General features: G+C 33.7%; 21 protein-coding genes. 11 read left to right on the forward strand and 10 right to left on the reverse strand.

The window, feature by feature from the left end; all coding sequences use genetic code 11:
• The first annotated feature begins 22 nt into the window (after positions 1 to 22).
• Positions 23 to 952 (forward strand): LysR family transcriptional regulator, encoded by a 930-nt coding sequence (locus AB4865_RS07875; protein ID WP_372472731.1) that lies wholly within the window; start codon positions 23 to 25, stop codon positions 950 to 952.
• Between the two features lie 6 nt (positions 953 to 958).
• On the opposite strand, the gene AB4865_RS07880 is transcribed toward AB4865_RS07875, so the two are convergent.
• Positions 959 to 1,357 carry an acyl-CoA thioesterase gene (locus AB4865_RS07880; RefSeq protein ID WP_372472732.1) on the reverse strand — a complete coding sequence of 133 codons (399 nt, stop codon included), beginning with the start codon at positions 1,355 to 1,357 and terminating at the stop codon, positions 959 to 961.
• Positions 1,358 to 1,524: 167 nt separating this feature from the next.
• Here AB4865_RS07880 and dnaA point away from each other — a divergent pair, with 167 nt between their 5' ends.
• Genes dnaA through AB4865_RS07895 form a run of 3 tightly spaced genes read left to right on the forward strand, consistent with a single transcriptional unit; the run spans position 1,525 to position 4,143 of the window.
• Positions 1,525 to 2,961: a chromosomal replication initiator protein DnaA gene (gene dnaA, locus AB4865_RS07885; RefSeq protein WP_372472733.1), complete on the forward strand. Its 1,437-nt coding sequence runs from the start codon at positions 1,525 to 1,527 to the stop codon at positions 2,959 to 2,961.
• Positions 2,962 to 2,966: 5 nt separating this feature from the next.
• Positions 2,967 to 3,428, forward strand: a complete 462-nt coding sequence (locus tag AB4865_RS07890) for a low molecular weight protein-tyrosine-phosphatase (protein ID WP_372472734.1) — start codon at positions 2,967 to 2,969, stop codon at positions 3,426 to 3,428.
• A gap of 1 nt (position 3,429) precedes the next feature.
• Complete coding sequence (locus tag AB4865_RS07895; protein ID WP_372472735.1) at positions 3,430 to 4,143, forward strand: SAM-dependent methyltransferase; 714 nt, start codon at positions 3,430 to 3,432, stop codon at positions 4,141 to 4,143.
• Between the two features lie 328 nt (positions 4,144 to 4,471).
• Here AB4865_RS07895 and AB4865_RS07900 read toward each other — a convergent pair whose 3' ends face one another.
• Together AB4865_RS07900 and AB4865_RS07905 are read right to left on the reverse strand one after the other, a co-directional pair.
• Positions 4,472 to 4,885: a hypothetical protein gene (locus tag AB4865_RS07900; RefSeq protein ID WP_372472736.1), complete on the reverse strand. Its 414-nt coding sequence runs from the start codon at positions 4,883 to 4,885 to the stop codon at positions 4,472 to 4,474.
• Between the two features lie 96 nt (positions 4,886 to 4,981).
• Positions 4,982 to 5,224, reverse strand: coding sequence for a hypothetical protein (locus AB4865_RS07905; RefSeq protein WP_372472737.1), 243 nt, complete (start codon positions 5,222 to 5,224; stop codon positions 4,982 to 4,984).
• Between the two features lie 290 nt (positions 5,225 to 5,514).
• Here AB4865_RS07905 and AB4865_RS07910 point away from each other — a divergent pair, with 290 nt between their 5' ends.
• A complete protein-coding gene (locus AB4865_RS07910; RefSeq protein WP_372472738.1) occupies positions 5,515 to 7,131 on the forward strand; it encodes a CTP synthase in 1,617 nt (538 codons plus the stop codon).
• A gap of 360 nt (positions 7,132 to 7,491) precedes the next feature.
• On the forward strand, positions 7,492 to 9,327 hold the full coding sequence (gene yidC, locus AB4865_RS07915) for a membrane protein insertase YidC (RefSeq protein ID WP_372472739.1): 1,836 nt from the start codon (positions 7,492 to 7,494) through the stop codon (positions 9,325 to 9,327).
• A 28-nt stretch (positions 9,328 to 9,355) separates the two neighbouring features.
• Here the strand turns inward: yidC and AB4865_RS07920 are convergent, their stop codons facing one another.
• The 5 genes from AB4865_RS07920 to AB4865_RS07940 form a co-directional block, all read right to left on the reverse strand.
• Positions 9,356 to 9,853 carry a phosphoribosyltransferase domain-containing protein gene (locus tag AB4865_RS07920; protein WP_372472740.1) on the reverse strand — a complete coding sequence of 166 codons (498 nt, stop codon included), beginning with the start codon at positions 9,851 to 9,853 and terminating at the stop codon, positions 9,356 to 9,358.
• Between the two features lie 7 nt (positions 9,854 to 9,860).
• Positions 9,861 to 10,184, reverse strand: coding sequence for a DUF721 domain-containing protein (locus tag AB4865_RS07925; RefSeq protein ID WP_372472741.1), 324 nt, complete (start codon positions 10,182 to 10,184; stop codon positions 9,861 to 9,863).
• A 3-nt stretch (positions 10,185 to 10,187) separates the two neighbouring features.
• Positions 10,188 to 10,607 (reverse strand): hypothetical protein, encoded by a 420-nt coding sequence (locus AB4865_RS07930; protein ID WP_372472742.1) that lies wholly within the window; start codon positions 10,605 to 10,607, stop codon positions 10,188 to 10,190.
• A gap of 151 nt (positions 10,608 to 10,758) precedes the next feature.
• Positions 10,759 to 11,712: a signal recognition particle-docking protein FtsY gene (ftsY, locus tag AB4865_RS07935; RefSeq protein WP_372472743.1), complete on the reverse strand. Its 954-nt coding sequence runs from the start codon at positions 11,710 to 11,712 to the stop codon at positions 10,759 to 10,761.
• Positions 11,713 to 11,848: 136 nt separating this feature from the next.
• Positions 11,849 to 12,121 (reverse strand): (2Fe-2S) ferredoxin domain-containing protein, encoded by a 273-nt coding sequence (locus AB4865_RS07940; protein WP_372472744.1) that lies wholly within the window; start codon positions 12,119 to 12,121, stop codon positions 11,849 to 11,851.
• A 414-nt stretch (positions 12,122 to 12,535) separates the two neighbouring features.
• Between AB4865_RS07940 and AB4865_RS07945 the strand changes: the two genes are divergently transcribed.
• On the forward strand, positions 12,536 to 13,372 hold the full coding sequence (locus tag AB4865_RS07945; protein WP_372472745.1) for a universal stress protein: 837 nt from the start codon (positions 12,536 to 12,538) through the stop codon (positions 13,370 to 13,372).
• A 43-nt stretch (positions 13,373 to 13,415) separates the two neighbouring features.
• On the opposite strand, the gene AB4865_RS07950 is transcribed toward AB4865_RS07945, so the two are convergent.
• Both AB4865_RS07950 and AB4865_RS07955 read right to left on the reverse strand, forming a co-directional pair.
• Positions 13,416 to 14,237 carry a ZIP family metal transporter gene (locus AB4865_RS07950; RefSeq protein ID WP_372472746.1) on the reverse strand — a complete coding sequence of 274 codons (822 nt, stop codon included), beginning with the start codon at positions 14,235 to 14,237 and terminating at the stop codon, positions 13,416 to 13,418.
• Positions 14,238 to 14,894, reverse strand: a complete 657-nt coding sequence (locus tag AB4865_RS07955; RefSeq protein WP_372472747.1) for a metal-dependent transcriptional regulator — start codon at positions 14,892 to 14,894, stop codon at positions 14,238 to 14,240. It abuts the gene before it with no gap.
• 118 nt (positions 14,895 to 15,012) lie between these two features.
• On the opposite strand from AB4865_RS07955, the gene AB4865_RS07960 reads away from it, so the two are divergent.
• The 4 genes from AB4865_RS07960 (at position 15,013) to gcvP (ending at position 20,351) form a co-directional block, all read left to right on the forward strand.
• Positions 15,013 to 15,861 (forward strand): TonB-dependent receptor plug domain-containing protein, encoded by an 849-nt coding sequence (locus AB4865_RS07960; RefSeq protein WP_372472748.1) that lies wholly within the window; start codon positions 15,013 to 15,015, stop codon positions 15,859 to 15,861.
• A 63-nt stretch (positions 15,862 to 15,924) separates the two neighbouring features.
• Positions 15,925 to 16,443, forward strand: coding sequence for a hypothetical protein (locus AB4865_RS07965; protein WP_372472749.1), 519 nt, complete (start codon positions 15,925 to 15,927; stop codon positions 16,441 to 16,443).
• Positions 16,444 to 16,466: 23 nt separating this feature from the next.
• Positions 16,467 to 17,252, forward strand: coding sequence for a TonB-dependent receptor domain-containing protein (locus AB4865_RS07970; protein ID WP_372472750.1), 786 nt, complete (start codon positions 16,467 to 16,469; stop codon positions 17,250 to 17,252).
• Positions 17,253 to 17,501: 249 nt separating this feature from the next.
• On the forward strand, positions 17,502 to 20,351 hold the full coding sequence (gcvP, locus tag AB4865_RS07975; protein WP_372472751.1) for an aminomethyl-transferring glycine dehydrogenase: 2,850 nt from the start codon (positions 17,502 to 17,504) through the stop codon (positions 20,349 to 20,351).
• The last annotated feature ends 32 nt before the right edge of the window (positions 20,352 to 20,383 follow it).

The following is a 20,383-nucleotide window of genomic DNA, read 5'->3' on the forward strand; positions in this document are numbered from 1 at the left end:
CTTATTGTCTAAAGCATAAAATATGACTATAACTCAACTACAATATGTATTGGCAGTTGCTGAACATAAAAATTTTACTTCGGCTGCCGAAAAATGTTTCGTAACTCAACCCACATTGAGTATGCAAATCCAAAAGTTGGAGGAAGAACTCGATGTAAAAATTTTTGACCGCAATAAAAAACCTATCGAACTCACCGATGTTGGTAAAAAAGTTGTGGAACAAGCAAAAAAAATCGTCATAGAAAGTGATCGTATCAAAGATATAATCGAACAAGAAAAAGGATATATTGGCGGAGAATTTCGCTTAGGGATTTTGCCTACGATTATGCCTTCGTTACTGCCTTTGTTTTTGAACAACTTTGTAAAAAAATATCCAAAAGTTCATTTGATTGTCGAAGAGCATACCACGGAAGAAATCTTGTATAGATTGGAAAAAGGATTGCTCGATGCGGCTATAGTTGCAACGCCTTTGCAACAAGACAATGTAAAGGAAATTGTATTGTATTACGAGCCGTTTGTAGGGTATTTTCCACCAGACTACAAGCGTGATAAAAAAGAAATTACGGTAGAGGATATTGATATAAATGAAATTTTGTTATTGCAAGACGGACATTGTTTTAGCAATGGAATTATGAATTTGTGTAATGCCAGAGCTACTCAATTGCAAAACAAAACCGAGTTGAAATCAGGGAGTTTTGAAACCTTATTGCAACTGGCAGACACAGGATTGGGGGTAACCTTTTTACCTTATCTTCACACCTTGGATTTGTCAGAAAAGCGAAAAAACAATTTAATCGAATTTTCAGACCCCAAACCGTCTCGAGAGGTTAGTTTGATTTTTCCAAAAGACGAATTAAAAAAACAAATCATCGACGCATTGCACGGAGTGATTTCGGGAGTCGTACGAGGAGTCATCACATTTCAAGATGTGAAAATCATCAGTCCGAAATAAGTAAAACTACACATTTATTTTTTCTGAAACATAAGTAGGAGGAGCCATGGGTCTTCCTGTTTCTTTATTAACAAAAACCAAAAGTGAATAAGCAGTAGTCAATAAGTCACCTTTTTCGTTATAGATTTCGTAGTCAAATTCTATTTTTGCACCCGTTTGAGATTTAAAAAAAGTCTTTATCGTAATTAAATCATCATAACAAGCGGGCTTTTTATAATTCATAGTCAAAGAAACCACCGGCAACATTACGCCGTTTTGTTCCAATTCTTTATATGAAAGCCCTTTTTTTCTCATCCATTCCGTACGACCAATCTCTAAAAAAGCCGCGTAATTTCCATGATATACTACTCCCATTTGGTCAGTTTCAGAATATCTTATACGAGTTTGAATATCAAATGATTCCATTGTTTTGTTTGTATTTTTACTTTAAGGTGCTTACAAAAATATTCGTTAATATAAAATAAATAATATTTTTTTTTATTAAAAAATTATTTACATTTTTGTAGGGTAATAAAAAGACCTACTATTTGAACGAATAGTTACGAAAAAAATTTTTACAAATTTCTTTAAAAATGCTTGAAAATACAAACGAATCAGTTGAAATAATATGGGATAAATGTCTTCAATACATAAAAGATAATGTAGATGAAACGGCATTTGCCACATGGTTTGAACCGATAATTCCTCAAGAATTAAAGGAAGAGACGTTGTATATTATAGTCCCAACACAATTTTTTATCGAGTGGATTGAGGCAAATTATATTAGCATTTTAAGATCTGCCCTGCATAAAGTAATAGGTCAGAATGTTCGTTTGATTTACAAAATTACTACAAAGGAAAGTAATGGAAATAGTCAGGCTAAACCACAACAATTGCCTTCAATGTTGAAGGAATCTATTAAAACCCAAGAGTTAGATGTTCCAATTCAGCAAAAAAATCCTGAGTTGAAAAATCCTTTTGTTATTCCAGGTATTCGCAATGTAAAAATCGAATCTCAGCTCAATTCTAAGTACAATTTTGATTATTTTTTAGAAGGTGAATCCAATCGTTTAGCGAGAAGTGCTGGTATGGCAGTAGCCAAAAATCCAGGAGGAACCGCTTTCAATCCTTTGTTGATATATGGTGGAGTAGGTTTAGGTAAGACACATTTAGCTCATGCTATAGGTATTGATATTAAGGAAAAGCATCCAGAGAAAATCGTTTTATATATTTCTACCGAATTGTTTGTTCAACAATATCAAGATGCTGTAAGAAGAAACAATCGAAACGATTTTATTTATTTTTATCAATTGATCGATGTTTTGATTGTTGATGATATTCAATTTTTGTCTGGTAAATCAGGTACACAAGAGGTCTTTTTCCATATTTTCAATCATTTGCATCAAAATGGAAAACAAATCATTTTGACTTCAGATAAGCCTCCAGTCGAAATTCAATTTATCGAACAGCGTTTGTTGTCCCGATTCAAATGGGGATTGTCTGCAGAAATATTGCCACCTGATTATTCTACAAGAGTAGATATTATCAAAAACATATTGTATAGAGATAGTATTGAAATGCCTGATACAGTTGTAGAATATGTAGCAAAAAATGTAAAATCAAATATTAGAGAGATCGAAGGTGCAATAATTTCTTTGGTAGCTCAATCTTCTTTCAATCACAAAGAAATTACTTTGGATTTGGCTCAGGATACTATTGGAAAATTTGTGAAAAACACCAAAGTTGAAGTTTCTATAGATGTGATTTTGAAAGTAATATCAGATTTTTACAATCTTAGTATCGATAATTTATGTTCCAAAACACGTACAAGAAACATTGTACAAGCTCGACAAATGGCAATGTACTTTGCAAAGCAATACACCAATTTGTCATTGGCAAACATAGGGTCACAAATAGGTAAAAAAGACCATGCTACAGTTTTGCATGCGTTAAAAACAGTAGAAAACCTATTAGAAACAGATAAAGAATTTAAAAAACAATACGAAACATTGGATAAAAACTTTTCGTAAAAAATATGAAAGTATTGATGGTATGTTTGGGGAATATTTGTCGTTCTCCATTGGCAGAAGGGATTTTACAATCAAAAGTAGATACAACAAAAGTTACTGTAGATTCGGCTGGAACAGCCGCATGGCATTCTGGAGAAAAACCTGACAAACGCTCAATAGCTGTTGCTAAAAAATATGGTATAGACATTAGTCATCAAAGAGCGAGAAATCTAACAGTTGAAGATTTTGAATTATTTGACAAAATTTATGTCATGGATCGCTCTAATTATATCAATGTTTGTAGATTGGCTCCTAATGAAAAGGCTGTTGCAAAGGTAGAAATGATCCTAAATGAGGTTCATCCCGATTCAAATGTCGAAGTTCCAGACCCGTATTACAGAGGAGATCAAGGTTTTGAAAAAGTATTTGCCATGCTTGACGAGGCATGTACTATCATTCAAAAAAAAATAAATCAAGAAGTAAAATAATATGCAATCAAAAGGAATTTTGTATCTCATCCCTGTACTTTTGGGAGATACGGAAGTAAATCAAGTGTTGCCTTTAGAGATTGAAAAAACATTGGTTGGTTTGCAATCTTTGATTGTAGAAAATAGCAAGGCTGCAAGGAAGTATATCAAAAGTATTTCTCCAACAACAAAACAGTCTGATTTAAAATTGTTTGAATTAAACAAACACACTGATCAAAAGGAAATAAAATCATTTTTAGATCCTTTGCTCAATGGGGAAAATATGGGATTGATGAGTGACGCTGGATGTCCAGGAGTAGCAGATCCAGGAGCAGTGGTGGTAAAATATGCTCATGAATTGGGGATAGAAGTACGACCATTAGTTGGACCATCGTCTATTTTGCTTTCGTTGATGGGATCGGGAATGAACGGTCAGTCATTTGTATTTCATGGTTATTTGCCGATAGATAAAAACGAGAAGAAACAAAAGCTAAAAGCTATTGAGCGTGTGTCTTTTGAACAAAAACAAAGTCAGATTTTTATTGAAACACCCTATCGAAACAACCAAATGTTGGCAGATATGATTCAGATTTTACATCCCAATACCAAATTGTGTATTGCCTGTGATTTGACCTTGCCTACTCAATTTTTACAAACCCAACGAATTTCTTATTGGAAGAAAAACACCCCCGATTTGCATAAAAAACCTTGTGTTTTTATCATATATAAAGAGTAAAAGTTGTCAGTTTTGACAACTTTTTTGTTTAATAACTTTCTGTTTTTTCAAAAATCTCATAGTATTTATTTACGAAATTATTACTTTCATCTAAATCAGAAACCTCCATATTTATTCTATTCTTAATTATTTCCTTTGTCTTTCCATTTTTGTCCTTGTATTGAATAAAAATTGGATAGAGTGATGTGTGATAATCATTGATAAATCTCTTAGATTCGACATATTTTCCGTTTTTAACTTTAAAAACTATAGAACAATACCATGCTGCTCCCGATTTTTGATGGCTGATTATTTGTTTTTTGACTTTGTCAAATTCAAGACCAATACTCTAACTCACAATTTCATCATTGAAAAAATCATCATATTCAAATTGGTTGGTTTTTGGATTATAAGCAAAATATTCGCTTCGATGTGTACCATAAGCGCCATTTACCAAACTAAAAAATGAAATATTATTGTATCTATCAAAATTGTAATCAGTAAATGAAAACGAATTTGAAATACCTTTTTTATCATTGAAATAAAAACTTTCTGACTCAATAGTTTGAAGTAATTCTTGAGTGTTTTTATCATAAACACACACCATCATTTCTCCATATTCATTTTTTATATTTCGATTGTGAGCTATAAATTCCAATCTAAAATTTCCTACAATGGTATCTGTGTAAAAATTGGGCAAAGTATGAGGGTATTTTGTGAAAAATAAAATAGAATCATATTGTTGTTTGGTTATTTGTTTCAATGAATATTTGTACCAATAGTAAGTGGTCGTATCTCCAGAATTATGAAATTGATATAAGGAAATATCATCAGAAAAACGACCTGAAAATTTGAAATCTCACCATTCTCTTTTGTAGGAAATGAACCTTAAGTAATCATTTTTATATGTACCATAAATTGAGTGGTTTTCTTCATCTTTAAAATCAAAAATTTCTACTAAAACCAAAGTATCTACTGTATGAAAATGAAAAACACCAAAATCTCTATCCCATTTATCTTTAGCATAAAAATAGTAATGGTTATGGATAAAAATATTACGAGGAAAAATATACAACAAAGTACCAATGACTATAATCAGCAAAGTGCAAATTTAAAAGATGATATTTTTTCTTATTAAATGGTTTTATGAAAAATCGATAAGTATGTAAAAATATGAATATGAAAGAAATATGTTATTCCAAAAATACAAATTATTAGTAAATGTAAAATGATTTTTATAGTGAAAAATGATTAGTAAAAAAAAATATTTTCGACAATATGAATAAATTTCTTCAAGTTGAATGTTTTTACCCCAAAAGATATTTTCAAACTCCAAAATATAGTCGTATTTTTGCAAGATATTTTAAATAAAACACACATTCCATAAATAATATGAAACAAGCAAAGTACATATTCGTTACAGGAGGCGTATCTTCTTCTTTAGGAAAAGGTATTATTGCGGCATCGTTGGCAAAATTGCTTCAAGCCAGAGGGTATAGAACTACCATTCAAAAGTTTGACCCATACATCAATGTCGATCCTGGAACGCTTAATCCTTATGAGCACGGTGAGTGTTATGTAACCAACGACGGTGCTGAAACTGACTTAGACTTAGGACATTACGAAAGATTTTTGAATGTTCCGACTTCACAAGCAAACAATGTTACTACAGGTAGAGTATATCTTTCGGTGATTGAAAAAGAGAGAAGGGGTGAATTTTTAGGAAAAACAGTTCAAGTGGTTCCTCATATCACCAACGAAATCAAAGAAAGAATGCAATTGCTCGGAAAATCTGGTGATTATGACATCGTGATTACAGAAATTGGTGGAACGGTAGGAGATATTGAATCGTTACCTTACATTGAGTCTGTGCGTCAGTTGTTGTGGGATTTGGGAGACGACAATGCTATTGTAATTCATTTGACATTGGTACCATATTTGGCCGCAGCAGGTGAGTTGAAAACCAAACCAACACAGCACTCTGTAAAAACTTTGATGGAAAGCGGTATCAAAGCCGATATTTTGGTATGTAGAACAGAACACGAATTGTCTTCAGACATCAAGAGAAAATTGGCGGTATTCTGCAATGTAAAACCAGAGGCGGTAATTCAGTCAAAAGATGCGTCGTCAATTTACGAAGTGCCAAACAACATGTTGGCAGAAGGATTGGACAAAGTGGCTTTGCAAAAGTTAAATTTACCAGAAAAAGGTTTACCAGACCTAACTAAATGGAATGACTTCTTACACCGATTGAAAAATCCTACAGCAACGGTAAACATAGGATTGGTAGGAAAATATGTAGAATTGCAAGATTCATACAAGTCTATTTTAGAGGCATTTGTACACGCAGGAGCAGCAAATCAGGTAAAAGTAAATGTAGTGAGTATTCACTCAGAATATTTGACCAAAGAAAACGCTGCCGACAAATTGAAAAACCTCGATGGAGTATTGGTAGCACCAGGATTTGGTTCGCGTGGAATCGAAGGAAAAATAGAGGCTGTGCGTTACATCCGTGAAAACAACATTCCGTTTATGGGAATTTGTTTGGGAATGCAAATGGCTGTAATTGAGTACGCTCGTAATGTGTTGAAATTGGAAAATGCCAATTCTACCGAAATGAATGACAACACGCCACACCCTGTAATTACTTTTATGGAAGAGCAAAAAACAATTACAGAAAAAGGCGGAACAATGCGTCTTGGAGGTTGGGATTGTCAATTGATTGAAGGAACCAAAGCTTATGATATTTACGGAACTTCATTGATAAACGAACGTCACAGACACAGATACGAATTCAATAGTTATTATAAAGAAAAATTCCAAGAAGGAGGAATGATTTTCTCAGGAGTAAATCCAGATACACAATTGGTAGAAATCGTAGAATTGAAAGATCATCCATTCTTTGTAGCGGTACAATATCACCCAGAATACAAATCTACAGTTGCCAATCCGCATCCGTTGTTTGTAAATTTTGTAAAAGCTACGGTACAAAAGAAATTGAATAATTAAGTTGAAATTTGGATGTGTTTTTTCATAATGAAATATTTTTATACAATTGATTTTTCACGCAGATTAGAATAGATTTTTTTTTATATTCTATGCGTTGATTTGATTTTCGCTGATGTTTTTTTTATTTATCAAAAAAAACAAAAACTGTGGTAATCTGCTTTTTAAACTGTAATAATCATTTTTAAGTGTTGTTTTCTTAATTCATTTTAGAAAAAATCTGTGATTATTTGCGTTAGACACACCCCTGCCTTTTTGGCACCCTTCTTTTTAGAGGAGGAATGCGTGAGAAAAAAAGTTAAGATGAATTCAAAATTAAATTTGCGTGAAACCTAAAACACAAATAAAACTAACACATAAATAATGGAAAAAGGAAAATTAGATACCAGTAGTTTGATTGGTATGGGGCTTTTAGGAGCTTTACTTTTTTGGTTTATGCAAACCCCAAAAAATGAGGAAACCAAAAAACAAGAAACTACAGAACAAGTAGCTACTGCTACAACAACACTAAACAATGCAACTCAAACCAACGATAGTTTGAACTCGCATTTGACAGAAAAATACGGAGTGTTTGCCTACGGTGTTGCTAAAGCAACTGACCAAGAAGTGGTTGTGAAAAACGATGTGTTTACGATTGCCTTCGATACCAAAGGTGGATACATAAAAACACTGGAAATCAACGACCAAAAAAGAAAGACTAAAGAGTCTTATGAATTGGTAAAATTGATTGCAGACAACAATTCGGCTTTGAATTTAACCTTTACTACGCAAGACAACCGCATTATACAAACGAAAGATATTCCTTTTGTACCAACGGTTACAAAACAAGGAGACACACAAATCGTTTCTATGAAAATGCAAGCGTCTGAAACGGCATACTTAGAGTACCGTTACGAAATCAAAAAAGATGAGTACATGATAGGATTTTCGTTGCAGTCGGTAGGATTAAACCAAGTATTAAACGCTGGTACTGAGCCAAAATTGAACTGGACGTTGAAAGCGTTTAGCAATGAAAAATCTCTTTCTTACGAAAATCGTTACACAGAGGTTGTTTACGAATACGAAAACGGAAAAGACGATTACCTAAACCCAGGGAAAACGGCTTCGGAAACGGTAAAAGATGTAACCTATATTGCATTCAAACAACACTTGTTTACATCGATTTTATTGACAGATCAAGCCTTTGCAACAGCAACGGTAGCACAAGAAAATTACGATGAAGAAAACGAAGAGTTTTTGAAAAACTTTACAGCCGAAATACCATTGGCATACAAAGGAGGGGAGTTGAACTATTCGATGAATTGGTATTTTGGACCAGCAGATTACAACATTTTGAATAAATACGACAAAAACCTTGATGAAGTATTGAACTTAGGATGGGGGATTTTCGGATGGTTAAACAAAATTTTGTTCATTCCTATCTTTAATGTATTGACAAGCATTTTGCCTTATGGATTGTCGATTATCTTTTTGACAATTGTAATCCGTTTGTTGATGTCGCCAATACAATACAAATCATTTGTTTCTCAAGCAAAAATGAAAGTAATTCGTCCGGAAGTAATGGAGTTGAATGAAAAATTCAAAAATGATCCGATGAAAAAGCAACAAGAAACTATGAAGTTGTATTCAAAAGCAGGAGTAAACCCAATGGCGGGATGTTTGCCAATGTTCTTACAATTGCCAGTGTTTTACGCATTGTTTATGTTTTTCCCAGCAGCTTTTGATTTGAGACAAAAATCATTCTTATGGGCAGACGATTTGTCGTCGTACGATAGTATTATACAATTGCCATTTACAATACCATTTTATGGAAATCATGTGAGTTTGTTTCCAATTTTGGCAGCTTTGGCAACCTTTGTATATATGAAGATGACTACGGGAGACCAAACGGCGATGCAACCTGCACAAGAGGGAATGCCAGACATGAGTAAGATTATGAAAATCATGATTTACATTTCTCCTGTGATGATGTTGTTTTTCTTCAACAATTACGCATCGGGATTGTCGTTGTACTACTTTGTATCGAATGTATTGACAATTGGGATTATGTTTGTAATCAAAAAATACATAGTTACAGAAGAAAAAGTAAAAGCAATCATCGAGGAAAATAAAACCAAAGAGCGTCCAAAATCAAAATTCCAACAGCGTATGGAACAGATGATGGAACAAGCACAACAGCAACAGAAAAATAGAAAATAAAAAAAGAGGCGAAAGCCTCTTTTTTTTATTAACTCAAATATGCATATTCATCATCCTTATCAAACACTACTTGAATGTGTTCCATACTCGAAGTTGAAAGCGAAATACCTTTAAAATCTGCTTTTACTGGATATTTTTTGTGATTTCTATCGATAAGAACCGCTGTTTTAAATTTCTTTATTGGTACATTTAAAAAATGTCTTACACCATAGATCAAAGTAGCACCAGAGTTCATCACATCATCTACCAAAACAATTCCTTTGTCAGTATATTCAGCTTCCGATAGACTTATGCGAATGTCTTCCCAAGGTTTTTGTTTGTTTACTTCCACTTCGCACATTTTTACTTCGATTGGAGAGATTTCCTGTAAAACTTTAGCGATTTTATTAGCAAAAATAAATCCGCTGTTTTTGATTCCAGCGATTACGATTTCATTTTCATCTACAAAGGTTTCGTAGATTTGATAGGCAATTCTTCGAACGATAAATTCGATGTTTTCTTTTTTTAATATGATGTTTTTTTCCATGTTTATTTTATATAAAAATCAACTCGTTTATTATAGTTTTTCCTGCATGTTCGTTTAGCATTTTTATGATTTTGTCTTTTCCAAATGAAAGTTCTTGTCGTAAAACAGCAGATGAAAGTTTTACATACAAAACATTTTTTTTCAAGTGGATAGAATCGGTATAATTGCTAATACTCACTCCCAAAACTTCTTTCCAAGTATCTTCTATTGATAGTTCTTGTAATTTCGATTCCAAGTGATACCCTTTGATGAGCATTTGCAAAATATCATTAGCCGATTGTTCGCGATGTGCTCTTTTGTCAGGATTAAAAGTTTTTTTGGAAGGTATCATGTTTTATTTGTTTTTTGGATGAAATTTTTTGTAGAAATAGGTATTTCCCATTTCATTTTTGACTGTAAAATTTAAAGAATCAATTTTAATTATTTCCTCTTTCCATTGGTTGAAAGGCGTTTGGTATTTGATGTAAAAAGTTCCCAACGAATCCACAACAGTAAAATCTTCTTTCATTGAGTTGGATTGAAAACTTCCATCTAAATTTGGTGAAACTTTCTGACGAAATCCTTGGTCGTTTTCCAATTGAAAATAATCGACAAATTCATTGACCTCGTAATTAATCGTTTCGTTTGATTCGGTCGAAACAGAGCTAATTTCCCAAAATCCAGCCAAGTGTTTGATATCATCTTTTTTTACTTCTTTGGTATTCGTGCATGAGGCAAAAGCAATGATACTTGAAGCGAATAGTATTTTTTTCATTTTTTGTTTTTTTGTGTCACGCAGATATAAATTCAAATCACTTTGGGTAAATTTGATTTTAGCAAATAGTACAGATGTTTTATTTTTTTGATTTTTCAAAAAAATATCTGCGTAAATCTATTTATAGGCGATTTCATTAGCGTGAAAATCATTATTTGAAAAATGAATCCACAAATTCGTATTTATTAAACACTTGCAAATCTTCGATTCCTTCGCCTACACCGATGTATTTCACAGGAATTTGAAACTGGTCAGAGATACCTATCACCACACCACCTTTGGCTGTACCGTCGAGTTTGGTAACGGCTAAGGCATTTACTTCGGTAGCGGCTGTAAATTGTTTGGCTTGTTCAAACGCATTTTGACCAGTCGAACCGTCCAAAACCAATAAAACATCGTGAGGAGCGTCTGGCACCACTTTTTGCATTACGCGTTTTACTTTAGACAATTCGTTCATCAATCCCACTTTGTTGTGCAAACGACCAGCAGTATCGATGATGACCACATCCGTATCTTGAGCCACCGCAGATTCCAAAGTATCATAAGCCACCGAAGCAGGGTCAGAGCCCATTTGTTGCTTTACGATAGGCACTTGTACTCGGTCTGCCCATATTTGCAATTGGTCTATTGCAGCCGCTCGGAAGGTATCCGCAGCACCCAATACCACTTTTTTACCCGCTTTTTTAAATTGGTAGGCAAGTTTTCCAATGGTAGTTGTTTTTCCAACGCCATTTACACCTACAACCATGATGACGTACGGTTTTTTATTAGCAGGAACTTCAAATTCGGTAGCTTCGCCCGATTGGGTTTCAGACAGCAGACTTGATATTTCCTCTCGCAATATTTTATTGAGTTCTTCCGTACCTACATATTTATCGCGAGCTACACGAGATTCAATGCGTTCGATGATTTTCAAAGTAGTATCAACCCCAACATCGGAGGTAATCAACACATCTTCCAGATTGTCTAATACATCGTCATCTACTTTAGATTTTCCAGCAACCGCTTTGGTTAGTTTGTCGAAAAACGAAGTTTTAGATTTTTCCAATCCTTTATCTAACGTTTCTTTTTTCTCAGAAGAAAATAATCGTTTGAAAAAATTCATAATTTCTAATTTTAAGTAACAAATGTACTAAGAAATAATGAAAAATAATATAAAAAAAATGTCATTTTAGGAAGAGAAATTTCCCAAAACGACATTTTATCATTATTTACAACTTTTAAAATGAAAAAATAACTTTCTATTTGATTAATTCAGCTAAATATTTGTCAAACAATTTTTCAGCTTTTTTACGTGTAACTTCTTTTTTGTACTTTTTGTGAGAGTCTATATATACCACTGGGGCACTTTTGCACATGCCTTGACATTTCATTTTTTCAATAGAAACATTTTTTTCCAATCCCGAAGTACAAATCAAATTTTTTAGATAAGATTTTGCCTCATCATTGTATCTGCAGCATTTTTTTCCATTACAAAAATATACGGTTTCCGAAGGTGTTTTTAATTTTGTCATTTCATATTTATTTAATGCAAATATAAATAAATTGTTCTGTTTATTTATATCTTTTAAAAATATTTTTTTATTTGTTTTAAACTAAAATATGTTTTTCGTATAAAATGTTATAGATGATTGATGTATAGTTTTTATAATGTTGACAGGTTGGGTTGCGATTATGTATAAGTTTAAAATTCAAGTCGTATAAAAAACTCTCAAATATTAGGCTTGAGTTTAATAACGATACAAATTGAATAAACAAAATAGAAAAGTTAACTTATCATCTTAAAAATTAAATAGCTGATTAAAAGCTAAACATTTCATCATTGATACTTTACTTGAAAATAAATCTTTTTCAATATTTAGATAAAAATTTTTACAATAATCAAAAAATTTGTACATTTATAGAAGAAATATAAAAACACACGATCAATGAAAACAATATTATTCCCAACAGATTTTTCTGTTACTGCCGAAAATGCGTTTATTTATGCATTACAAATTGCCCATCAATTAAAAGCACAATTAATTGTCTTTCATCATTTTGAAATGCCTATAGTATCATCCTCACATGCAGGACAACCCGAATTGATCAACGAAGTATATGAAACGATTGAAATGAATCGTTTTGAAGATTTTAAAAAAGAGGTTTCAAACTTAAGAAAAATCGCAGACAAACGCAATTTAAGTGATGTGGAAATGACCTTTTTGATGGAAGAGGGCTTGTTTGTTACGAATGTTGAAAATATCGTTGAAAAGGAATCTATCGATTTAATTGTTATGGGTACAAGTGGAGCCAATAATTTGGAGAAAAAGATTTTTGGTACCAATGCAGTTCGTATTTTAGAAAACGTTACGGTACCAGTACTTTCTATTCCTGCAGAGGCACATTATGAAGGTGTGAAAACTATTGGTTTTGCTACTTCTCTTTCAGAATCAAATAAAAAAGCTTTAAATATTATGGTTGATTTTGCTCAATCAATCAATGCGGAATTGTTGTGCTTGCATGTGATGAAAAAAGAGGATGAACAGTTTGATAAAGTGCTAAAACCTTGGATAGAAGAATTTGGTCCCAAAGGAGTAACATTTCATACAGCTGTAAACGAAGATGTAGAGCAAGGTTTGTTTTTCTTAATTGATAAATACAATGTAGATGCTTTAGTAACGGTAAAAAGAAAAATGAATTTTTTGGAAAAAATGTTCAAAACTAGTTTGTCTAACTCAATGAATACTCATTCATACGTCCCTATTTTGACGTTTAAAGAATAAAAACACAAAAATCCAGAAAACGAATAGGTTTTCTGGATTTTTTTTATCCTAATGCGACATCCAACATCATCATAGCAACAAATCCGATGATAAATCCTAAGGTGGCAATATCGCTATTGTTGCCTTGTTGGGTTTCTGGTACTACCTCTTCGATAACCACAAAAATCATTGCACCTGCCGCAAATGATAAAGCGTAGGGGAGTAGTGGACTGAAAAATCCTACAGCTATTGCTCCAATGACTGCTGCAATCGGTTCAACCAATGCCGAACTTTGACCATAAAAAAAACTTTTTCTTCGGCTCATTCCTGCTCTTTGCAAGGGAAAGGAAACGGCCATGCCTTCTGGCAAATTTTGTAAACCAATCCCAATTGCCAAAGTAATAGCTCCTGCTATTGTGGCTTCGGGGATTCCTGCTGTAATACCGCCAAAGAGTACTCCCACTGCTAGACCTTCGGGGATATTGTGCAAGGTGATTGCTAATACCAATAAAGTCGTTTTTCTCCATGGTGTTTTGATACCTTCAATATGTTTTTCGTCGTGATTGAGGTGCAAATGCGGTAGAGTTTTGTCCAAAATAAATAAAAACAAAGCTCCTAATATAAAACCTATTGCTGAAGGGGTAACTTTTCCAAAACCATCACCTTCGCTCATTTCGATAGCAGGAGCAAGTAAACTCCAAAAACTCGCTGCAACCATTATACCACCAGTAAATCCCAACATACCATCCAATAATTTTTTTGATGGTTTGTGAAAAACAAATACCATAGCAGAACCAATAGCTGTCATACTCCATGTAAAAAATCCAGCCAATAATGCGGCAATGGCAGGAGAGAGTGATTCAAAAAAGTTGAAAATTACATCCATTTAGCATTCTTTTACAAATAAATTTTGCGTTACTATTTTTGATAATACTACTTCATTTTCATTAAAGAGTACTGTAATTGATTGGTCAAAAATTTCTTTTTTTACTACCTTCATTTTTGTTCCTAATGCGATGTTTTGTCTATCGAGGTATTGCAAAAAATCACTTGACGAATCTTTTACACCTACACAAATATATTGTCTGTTTTCGATTGATTCTGAAAGCAATTGTTTTTCTCTCGAATGTATTTTACCTTTGGCATTAGGGATAGGATCACCGTGTGGATCTTCTTTAGGAAAACCTAAAAACGTATCCAAGGCATTGATCAATTTTTCAGATTTTATGTGTTCAAGTTCCTCGGCAATTTCGTGTACTTCGTCCCAGTTGAAATTTAATTTTTCTACTAAAAAAACCTCCCATAATCTGTGTTTTCGGATGATCATTTTAGCTGTATGAATACCCAAATTGGTCAATAAAACACCTTTATATTTTTGATAATTGATCAATTGTTTTTGATTCAATTTTTTTAGCATATCCGTTACCGAAGAGGCCTTTGTGTCTACTTTAGACGCAATCGAATTTGTCGAAATTCCTTCTTCCTCTGTCAAAGATAAATGGTAAATAGCTTTTAGGTAATTTTCTTCTGAATGTGATAACATGAACTAAATTTTTAAACAAAAATATGAAAAAAAAAATCAAGATTCAAATATTTATTTTTAGCTTTGCCTAAAAATATAATCGCATTAATAAAAAAATGGTTTTATTATAAAAAAAATATTGATTTCAATTTTATCATTAATTTCTATTTCAGCCTTTTCTCAATATCAATTACAGGGAAAAGTAATTAATAAAAAAGGAGAAGCTGTTTCTTCAACTGTACATGTAGTTGAACTTGACCAACAAATATCAACGGATGAAAATGGAAATTTTACAATTGATTTTACTGAAAAAGGAGGTTATTCGTTCATAATTTATGATGAAAATATGTTGAAAAGTGATTTTTATGTTACAATTGAAAATGATTTACAGAAGCTTTCATTTGAATTGGCAACTGACGAAATTTTAAATGAAATTGTAATCAATATACATAAAAACTGTCAAGTTGATACTGGAGTCATTGCAAAAGAATCGTATTCAGAGGATTTTTTCAAAAAAACTACGGTTGCCAACGTGTTAGAATCTATGGAGTTGATCAATGGAGTGCAACCAAAAATCAATTGTGGTGTTTGTAATACAGGGGATATTCACATCAATGGATTGGAAGGGGCAAATACCCTCGTTTTGATTGATGGAATGCCGATGGTAAGTGGCCTTTCTACGGTGTATGGATTGTCGGGAATTCCGCTTTCGATGATAGAAAAAATTGAAGTAATAAAAGGTCCAGCTCCATCTATTTATGGTTCGGAAGCCATTGGTGGAATGATCAATATTATTACCAAAAATCCGTTGTTTGCTCCAAAATATACTGTAAATTCATATATTTCGTCTTGGGGTGAATGGCAAACAGATTTGGGATTTTCCAACAAAATAGGAAAAAAAGTCAATTATTTAGCTGGAATACATTTGTTTAATTATGGAGGATTGCATGATAAAAACAAGGATAATTTTACCGATTTGACCAATTAAAAGCGAATTTCTTTTTTTCAGAAATTTCAATGGGATAGAAAATCAAAAAAAGATTTGTCGTTGATGACTCGTTATTATTATGAAGATCGTTGGGGTGGAGAGTTGCAATGGAATCGCAATTATAGAGGTACGGATGAAATATATGGGGAATCTATTTACACCAATCGTTGGGAGGTCTTAGGAAATTATCAGTTGCCTACAACCGAAAATATTCGATTGCAAACTTCATTGATTGGACATTATCAAGATGCGTATTATGGAGATACCTATTACAAAGCCAATCAGACAGTGTTGCATTTGCAAGGGTTGTGGGAAAAAAGTTGGAACAAAAACGAAAGTATTTTTGGGGTAGCTTTGAGAAATTTGTATTATAACGATAATACGCCTGCAACCAATAAAGCGGAAAATAACCAGTTATTGAGTGTTTTTGCTCAAAATTCGTATGTTTTTGATTCAAATTGGCAACTTTTTACTGGAATTCGTGCTGAAAAGCACAATGTACATGGACAAATTTTTACACCGAGAGTAGCATTGCGAAAAGAGTTTGCTAAAGGCGATGTATTACGACTCAATGCAATGTAGGTTCGGGATATCGTGTCGTAAGTGTGTTTACAGAAGATCACGCCGCTCTTACGGGTGCAAGAGAATTGGTTATAGCCAATGAATTGAAACCTGAACGTTCATGGAATGCCAATTTGAGTTATGTAAAAAATTGGGTTTTCAACAATCAAACTTATTTACAATTGGATGCTTCGGCTTGGTTTACTCATTTTACCAACAAAATTGCACCTGATTATGATACAGATGTGCAAAAGATTATTTATGACAATATTGACGGATATGCTCAATCAAAAGGAGTGAGTGCTAATGTAGATATTTCGTTTCCCAACGGAATGAAATTTTTAATAGGTGGAACATGGCAAAATGTACAAAAAGCAGAGGAAGGAGTAATGGAGCATTTGGAATTTGCAGAACGATTTTCAGGAAACTGGATGCTGTCTTTACCTATAAAAAAATGGAATATGACTCTAGATTATACAGGAACTTTGACAGGACCTATGAATTTGCCAACTTTGGGTGAAAATGACCCAAGAAGGGATGTTTCGTCAACTTTTGCTTTACATCATATACAGGCAACCTATCGTGGATTGAAAAATTTTGAAATCTATGCCGGAGTAAAAAATCTCACCAATTGGACTGTAAGCAAAACCGTACCGTTTCTCATAGCCAACAGCAACGACCCATTTGATAAAAATGTTTCGTACAATCCCGATGGAAGTATCGTAAAAACAAAAGAAAATCCTTATGGTTTAAGCTTTGATCCTACCTATATTTACGGGACCAATCAAGGGATAAGAGGAATAATAGGAGTGAGGTATCAATTGTTTTAGTAGGCAATATTATTTAATTGAAAATGCAAATGGGGAAAATCAAAGATTCAAAAGCCAAATGACTTTCTTTCATTTGCATTTTTTTTGCTAAAAAAAGTGTATTTGTCTGAAAAAATGAAAAACAATAATTAAAATCATCGGTTGATGATATGTTGAAACTCCAATGTTTTTTTAATGTACATTCGCTGTAATTTGAAATAAAAAAATGTAAATTTGCATTTTATAATACGATTAAGTAAATAGATATCAATGAAAACAAATTTTTTTGCTCTACGCCACATTGGACCAAGAGCTACTGACCTCCAACACATGTACGACACCATTGGTGTGAAAGATATGGATCAATTACTTTACGAGACTTTTCCAGACAAAATTCGTTTAGAAAAAGACATTGAATTGGATCCAGCGATGACAGAATATCAATACCTTGCTCATATCAACGAATTGGGAGCTAAAAACAAAGTATTCCGTTCGATGATTGGTTTGGGATATAACGAGGCAATCGTTCCAGCCGTTATTCAAAGAAATATTTTTGAAAATCCAGGATGGTATACTGCTTATACTCCTTATCAGGCAGAAATTGCTCAAGGTCGTTTAGAGGCTTTGTTGAATTTTCAAACAACTGTAATTGAATTGACAGGTATGGAAATTGCAAACGCATCTTTGTTGGACGAAAGTACTGCTGTAGCAGAGGCAATGGCTTTGCTTTTTGATGTTCGTACCAAAGACCAAAAGAAAAACAACGCAGTAAAATTCTTTGTGTCAGAAGAAGTTTTACCTCAAACACTTTCAGTTTTAGAAACTCGTGCTACACCAATCGGAATTGAATTGGTAGTAGGAAACCACACAGAGTTTAGTTTCTCTGAAGAATTTTTCGGAGCTATCCTTCAATATCCTGGAAAAACAGGACAAGTATACAACATCGAAGATTTTATCAACCAAGCACATACAAAAGATATCAAAGTTGCAGTAGCAGCGGATATTTTATCATTGGCTCGTTTGAAATCTCCAGGAGAAATGGGAGCTGATGTGGTAGTAGGTACTACACAAAGATTTGGTATTCCTCTAGGTTTCGGTGGACCTCACGCAGGTTATTTCGCAACAAAAGAAGAGTACAAACGCTCTATGCCAGGTCGTATCATCGGAGTCTCTCAAGATGCAAACGGAAACCGTGCATTGCGTATGGCACTACAAACACGTGAACAACACATCAAACGCGAAAAAGCAACTTCAAACATTTGTACAGCTCAAGTATTGTTGGCTGTAATGGCTGGAATGTATGCGGTATATCACGGACCACAAGGTTTGAGAAAAATAGCGAACGATTTACATGCAAAAGCAGTTACTATCGAAACTGAATTGTTAAAATTGGGTTACGAGCAACTAAACGATGCATACTTCGATACAATTTTAGTAAAAGCTGATAGTGCAAAAATCAAAGTCCTTGCAGAAGCAAAAAAATACAATTTTTATTATGTAGATGCAAATTTGGTAAGCATTTCTGTAAACGAAACCATTTCATTGGAAGATATAAACAATGTAGTAGCAATTTTTGCAGAAGCAGCTGGAAAATCTTTTGAAACAATTACAGAATTGTCTCAAGAAGCATTGATTCCTGTGCAATTAGAGAGAACTTCAAAATTTTTAGAATACGATGTATTCAATACATATCAATCAGAATCTCAATTGATGCGTTACATCAAAAAATTAGAGAGGAAAGATTTGGCATTGAACCACTCAATGATTTCTTTGGGATCTTGTACTATGAAATTGAACGCAGCAGCAGAAATGTTGCCTTTAAACAATGCCAACTGGAATAATATTCACCCATTTGCACCTGTAGATCAAGTAGAAGGATATTTGACTATGTTGAAAAAATTGGAAAACCAATTGAATGTAATCACAGGTTTTGCAGGTACCACATTACAACCAAACTCTGGAGCTCAAGGAGAGTATGCAGGCTTGATGGTAATCCGTGCTTACCACGAGTCTAGAGGAGAAGGACACAGAAATATCGCATTGATTCCAGCATCTGCACACGGAACAAATCCAGCATCTGCAGCTATGGCTGGAATGAAAGTAGTAGTTACAAAAACAACTGTAGAAGGAAATATCGATGTGGAAGATTTGAGAGCAAAAGCAGAGCAATACAAAGATCAATTGTCTTGTGCTATGATTACATACCCATCAACTCACGGAGTATATGAGTCATCGATTATCGAGATTACAAACATTATCCATGAAAATGGAGGACAAGTATATATGGACGGTGCCAATATGAACGCTCAAGTAGGATTGACAAATCCAGCAAGAATTGGAGCTGATGTATGCCACCTAAACTTACACAAAACATTTGCAATTCCTCACGGAGGTGGAGGACCTGGAGTAGGTCCAATCTGTGTGGCAGAGCACTTGGTAGAATTTTTGCCAAGCAATCCAATCGTAAAAGTGGGAGGAGAGAAAGCAATTACAGCCATTTCGGCAGCACCTTACGGTTCAGCGTTGGTATGTTTGATTTCTTACGGATACATCTCAATGTTGGGAGCAGACGGATTGAAACAAGCAACATCTATGGCGATTTTGAATGCCAACTATATGAAAGCTCGTTTAGAGACAGGATACGAAATTCTTTACACAGGAGAATGCGGAAGAGCCGCTCACGAGATGATTGTAGATTGCCGTATGTTCAAAGCCAAAGGAATTGAAGTAACAGATATTGCAAAACGTTTGATGGATTATGGATTCCACGCACCTACTGTTTCGTTTCCAGTAGCAGGAACGCTAATGATTGAGCCTACAGAATCAGAAGATTTAGCAGAATTAGACCGTTTCTGTGATGCAATGCTTTCAATTAGAAAAGAAATTGAAGCCACAACAGCCGAGGATACAAATAATGTATTGAAAAATGCACCTCATACATTATCTATGCTAACAGCTGAAAAATGGGAACAACCATATTCTCGCAAACAAGCAGCGTATCCGTTGGAGTACATAGCAGAAAATAAGTTTTGGCCATCAGTACGTCGTATAGACGATGCGTATGGAGATAGAAACTTGGTTTGTTCATGTGCTCCAATCGAAGCATATATAGAGGCTTAATATTTATAGATTATTAGAAAAAAGCTATTCGT

It is taken from the genome of Capnocytophaga sp. ARDL2 (genome assembly GCF_041530365.1).
GTDB lineage: Bacteria > Bacteroidota > Bacteroidia > Flavobacteriales > Flavobacteriaceae > Flavobacterium.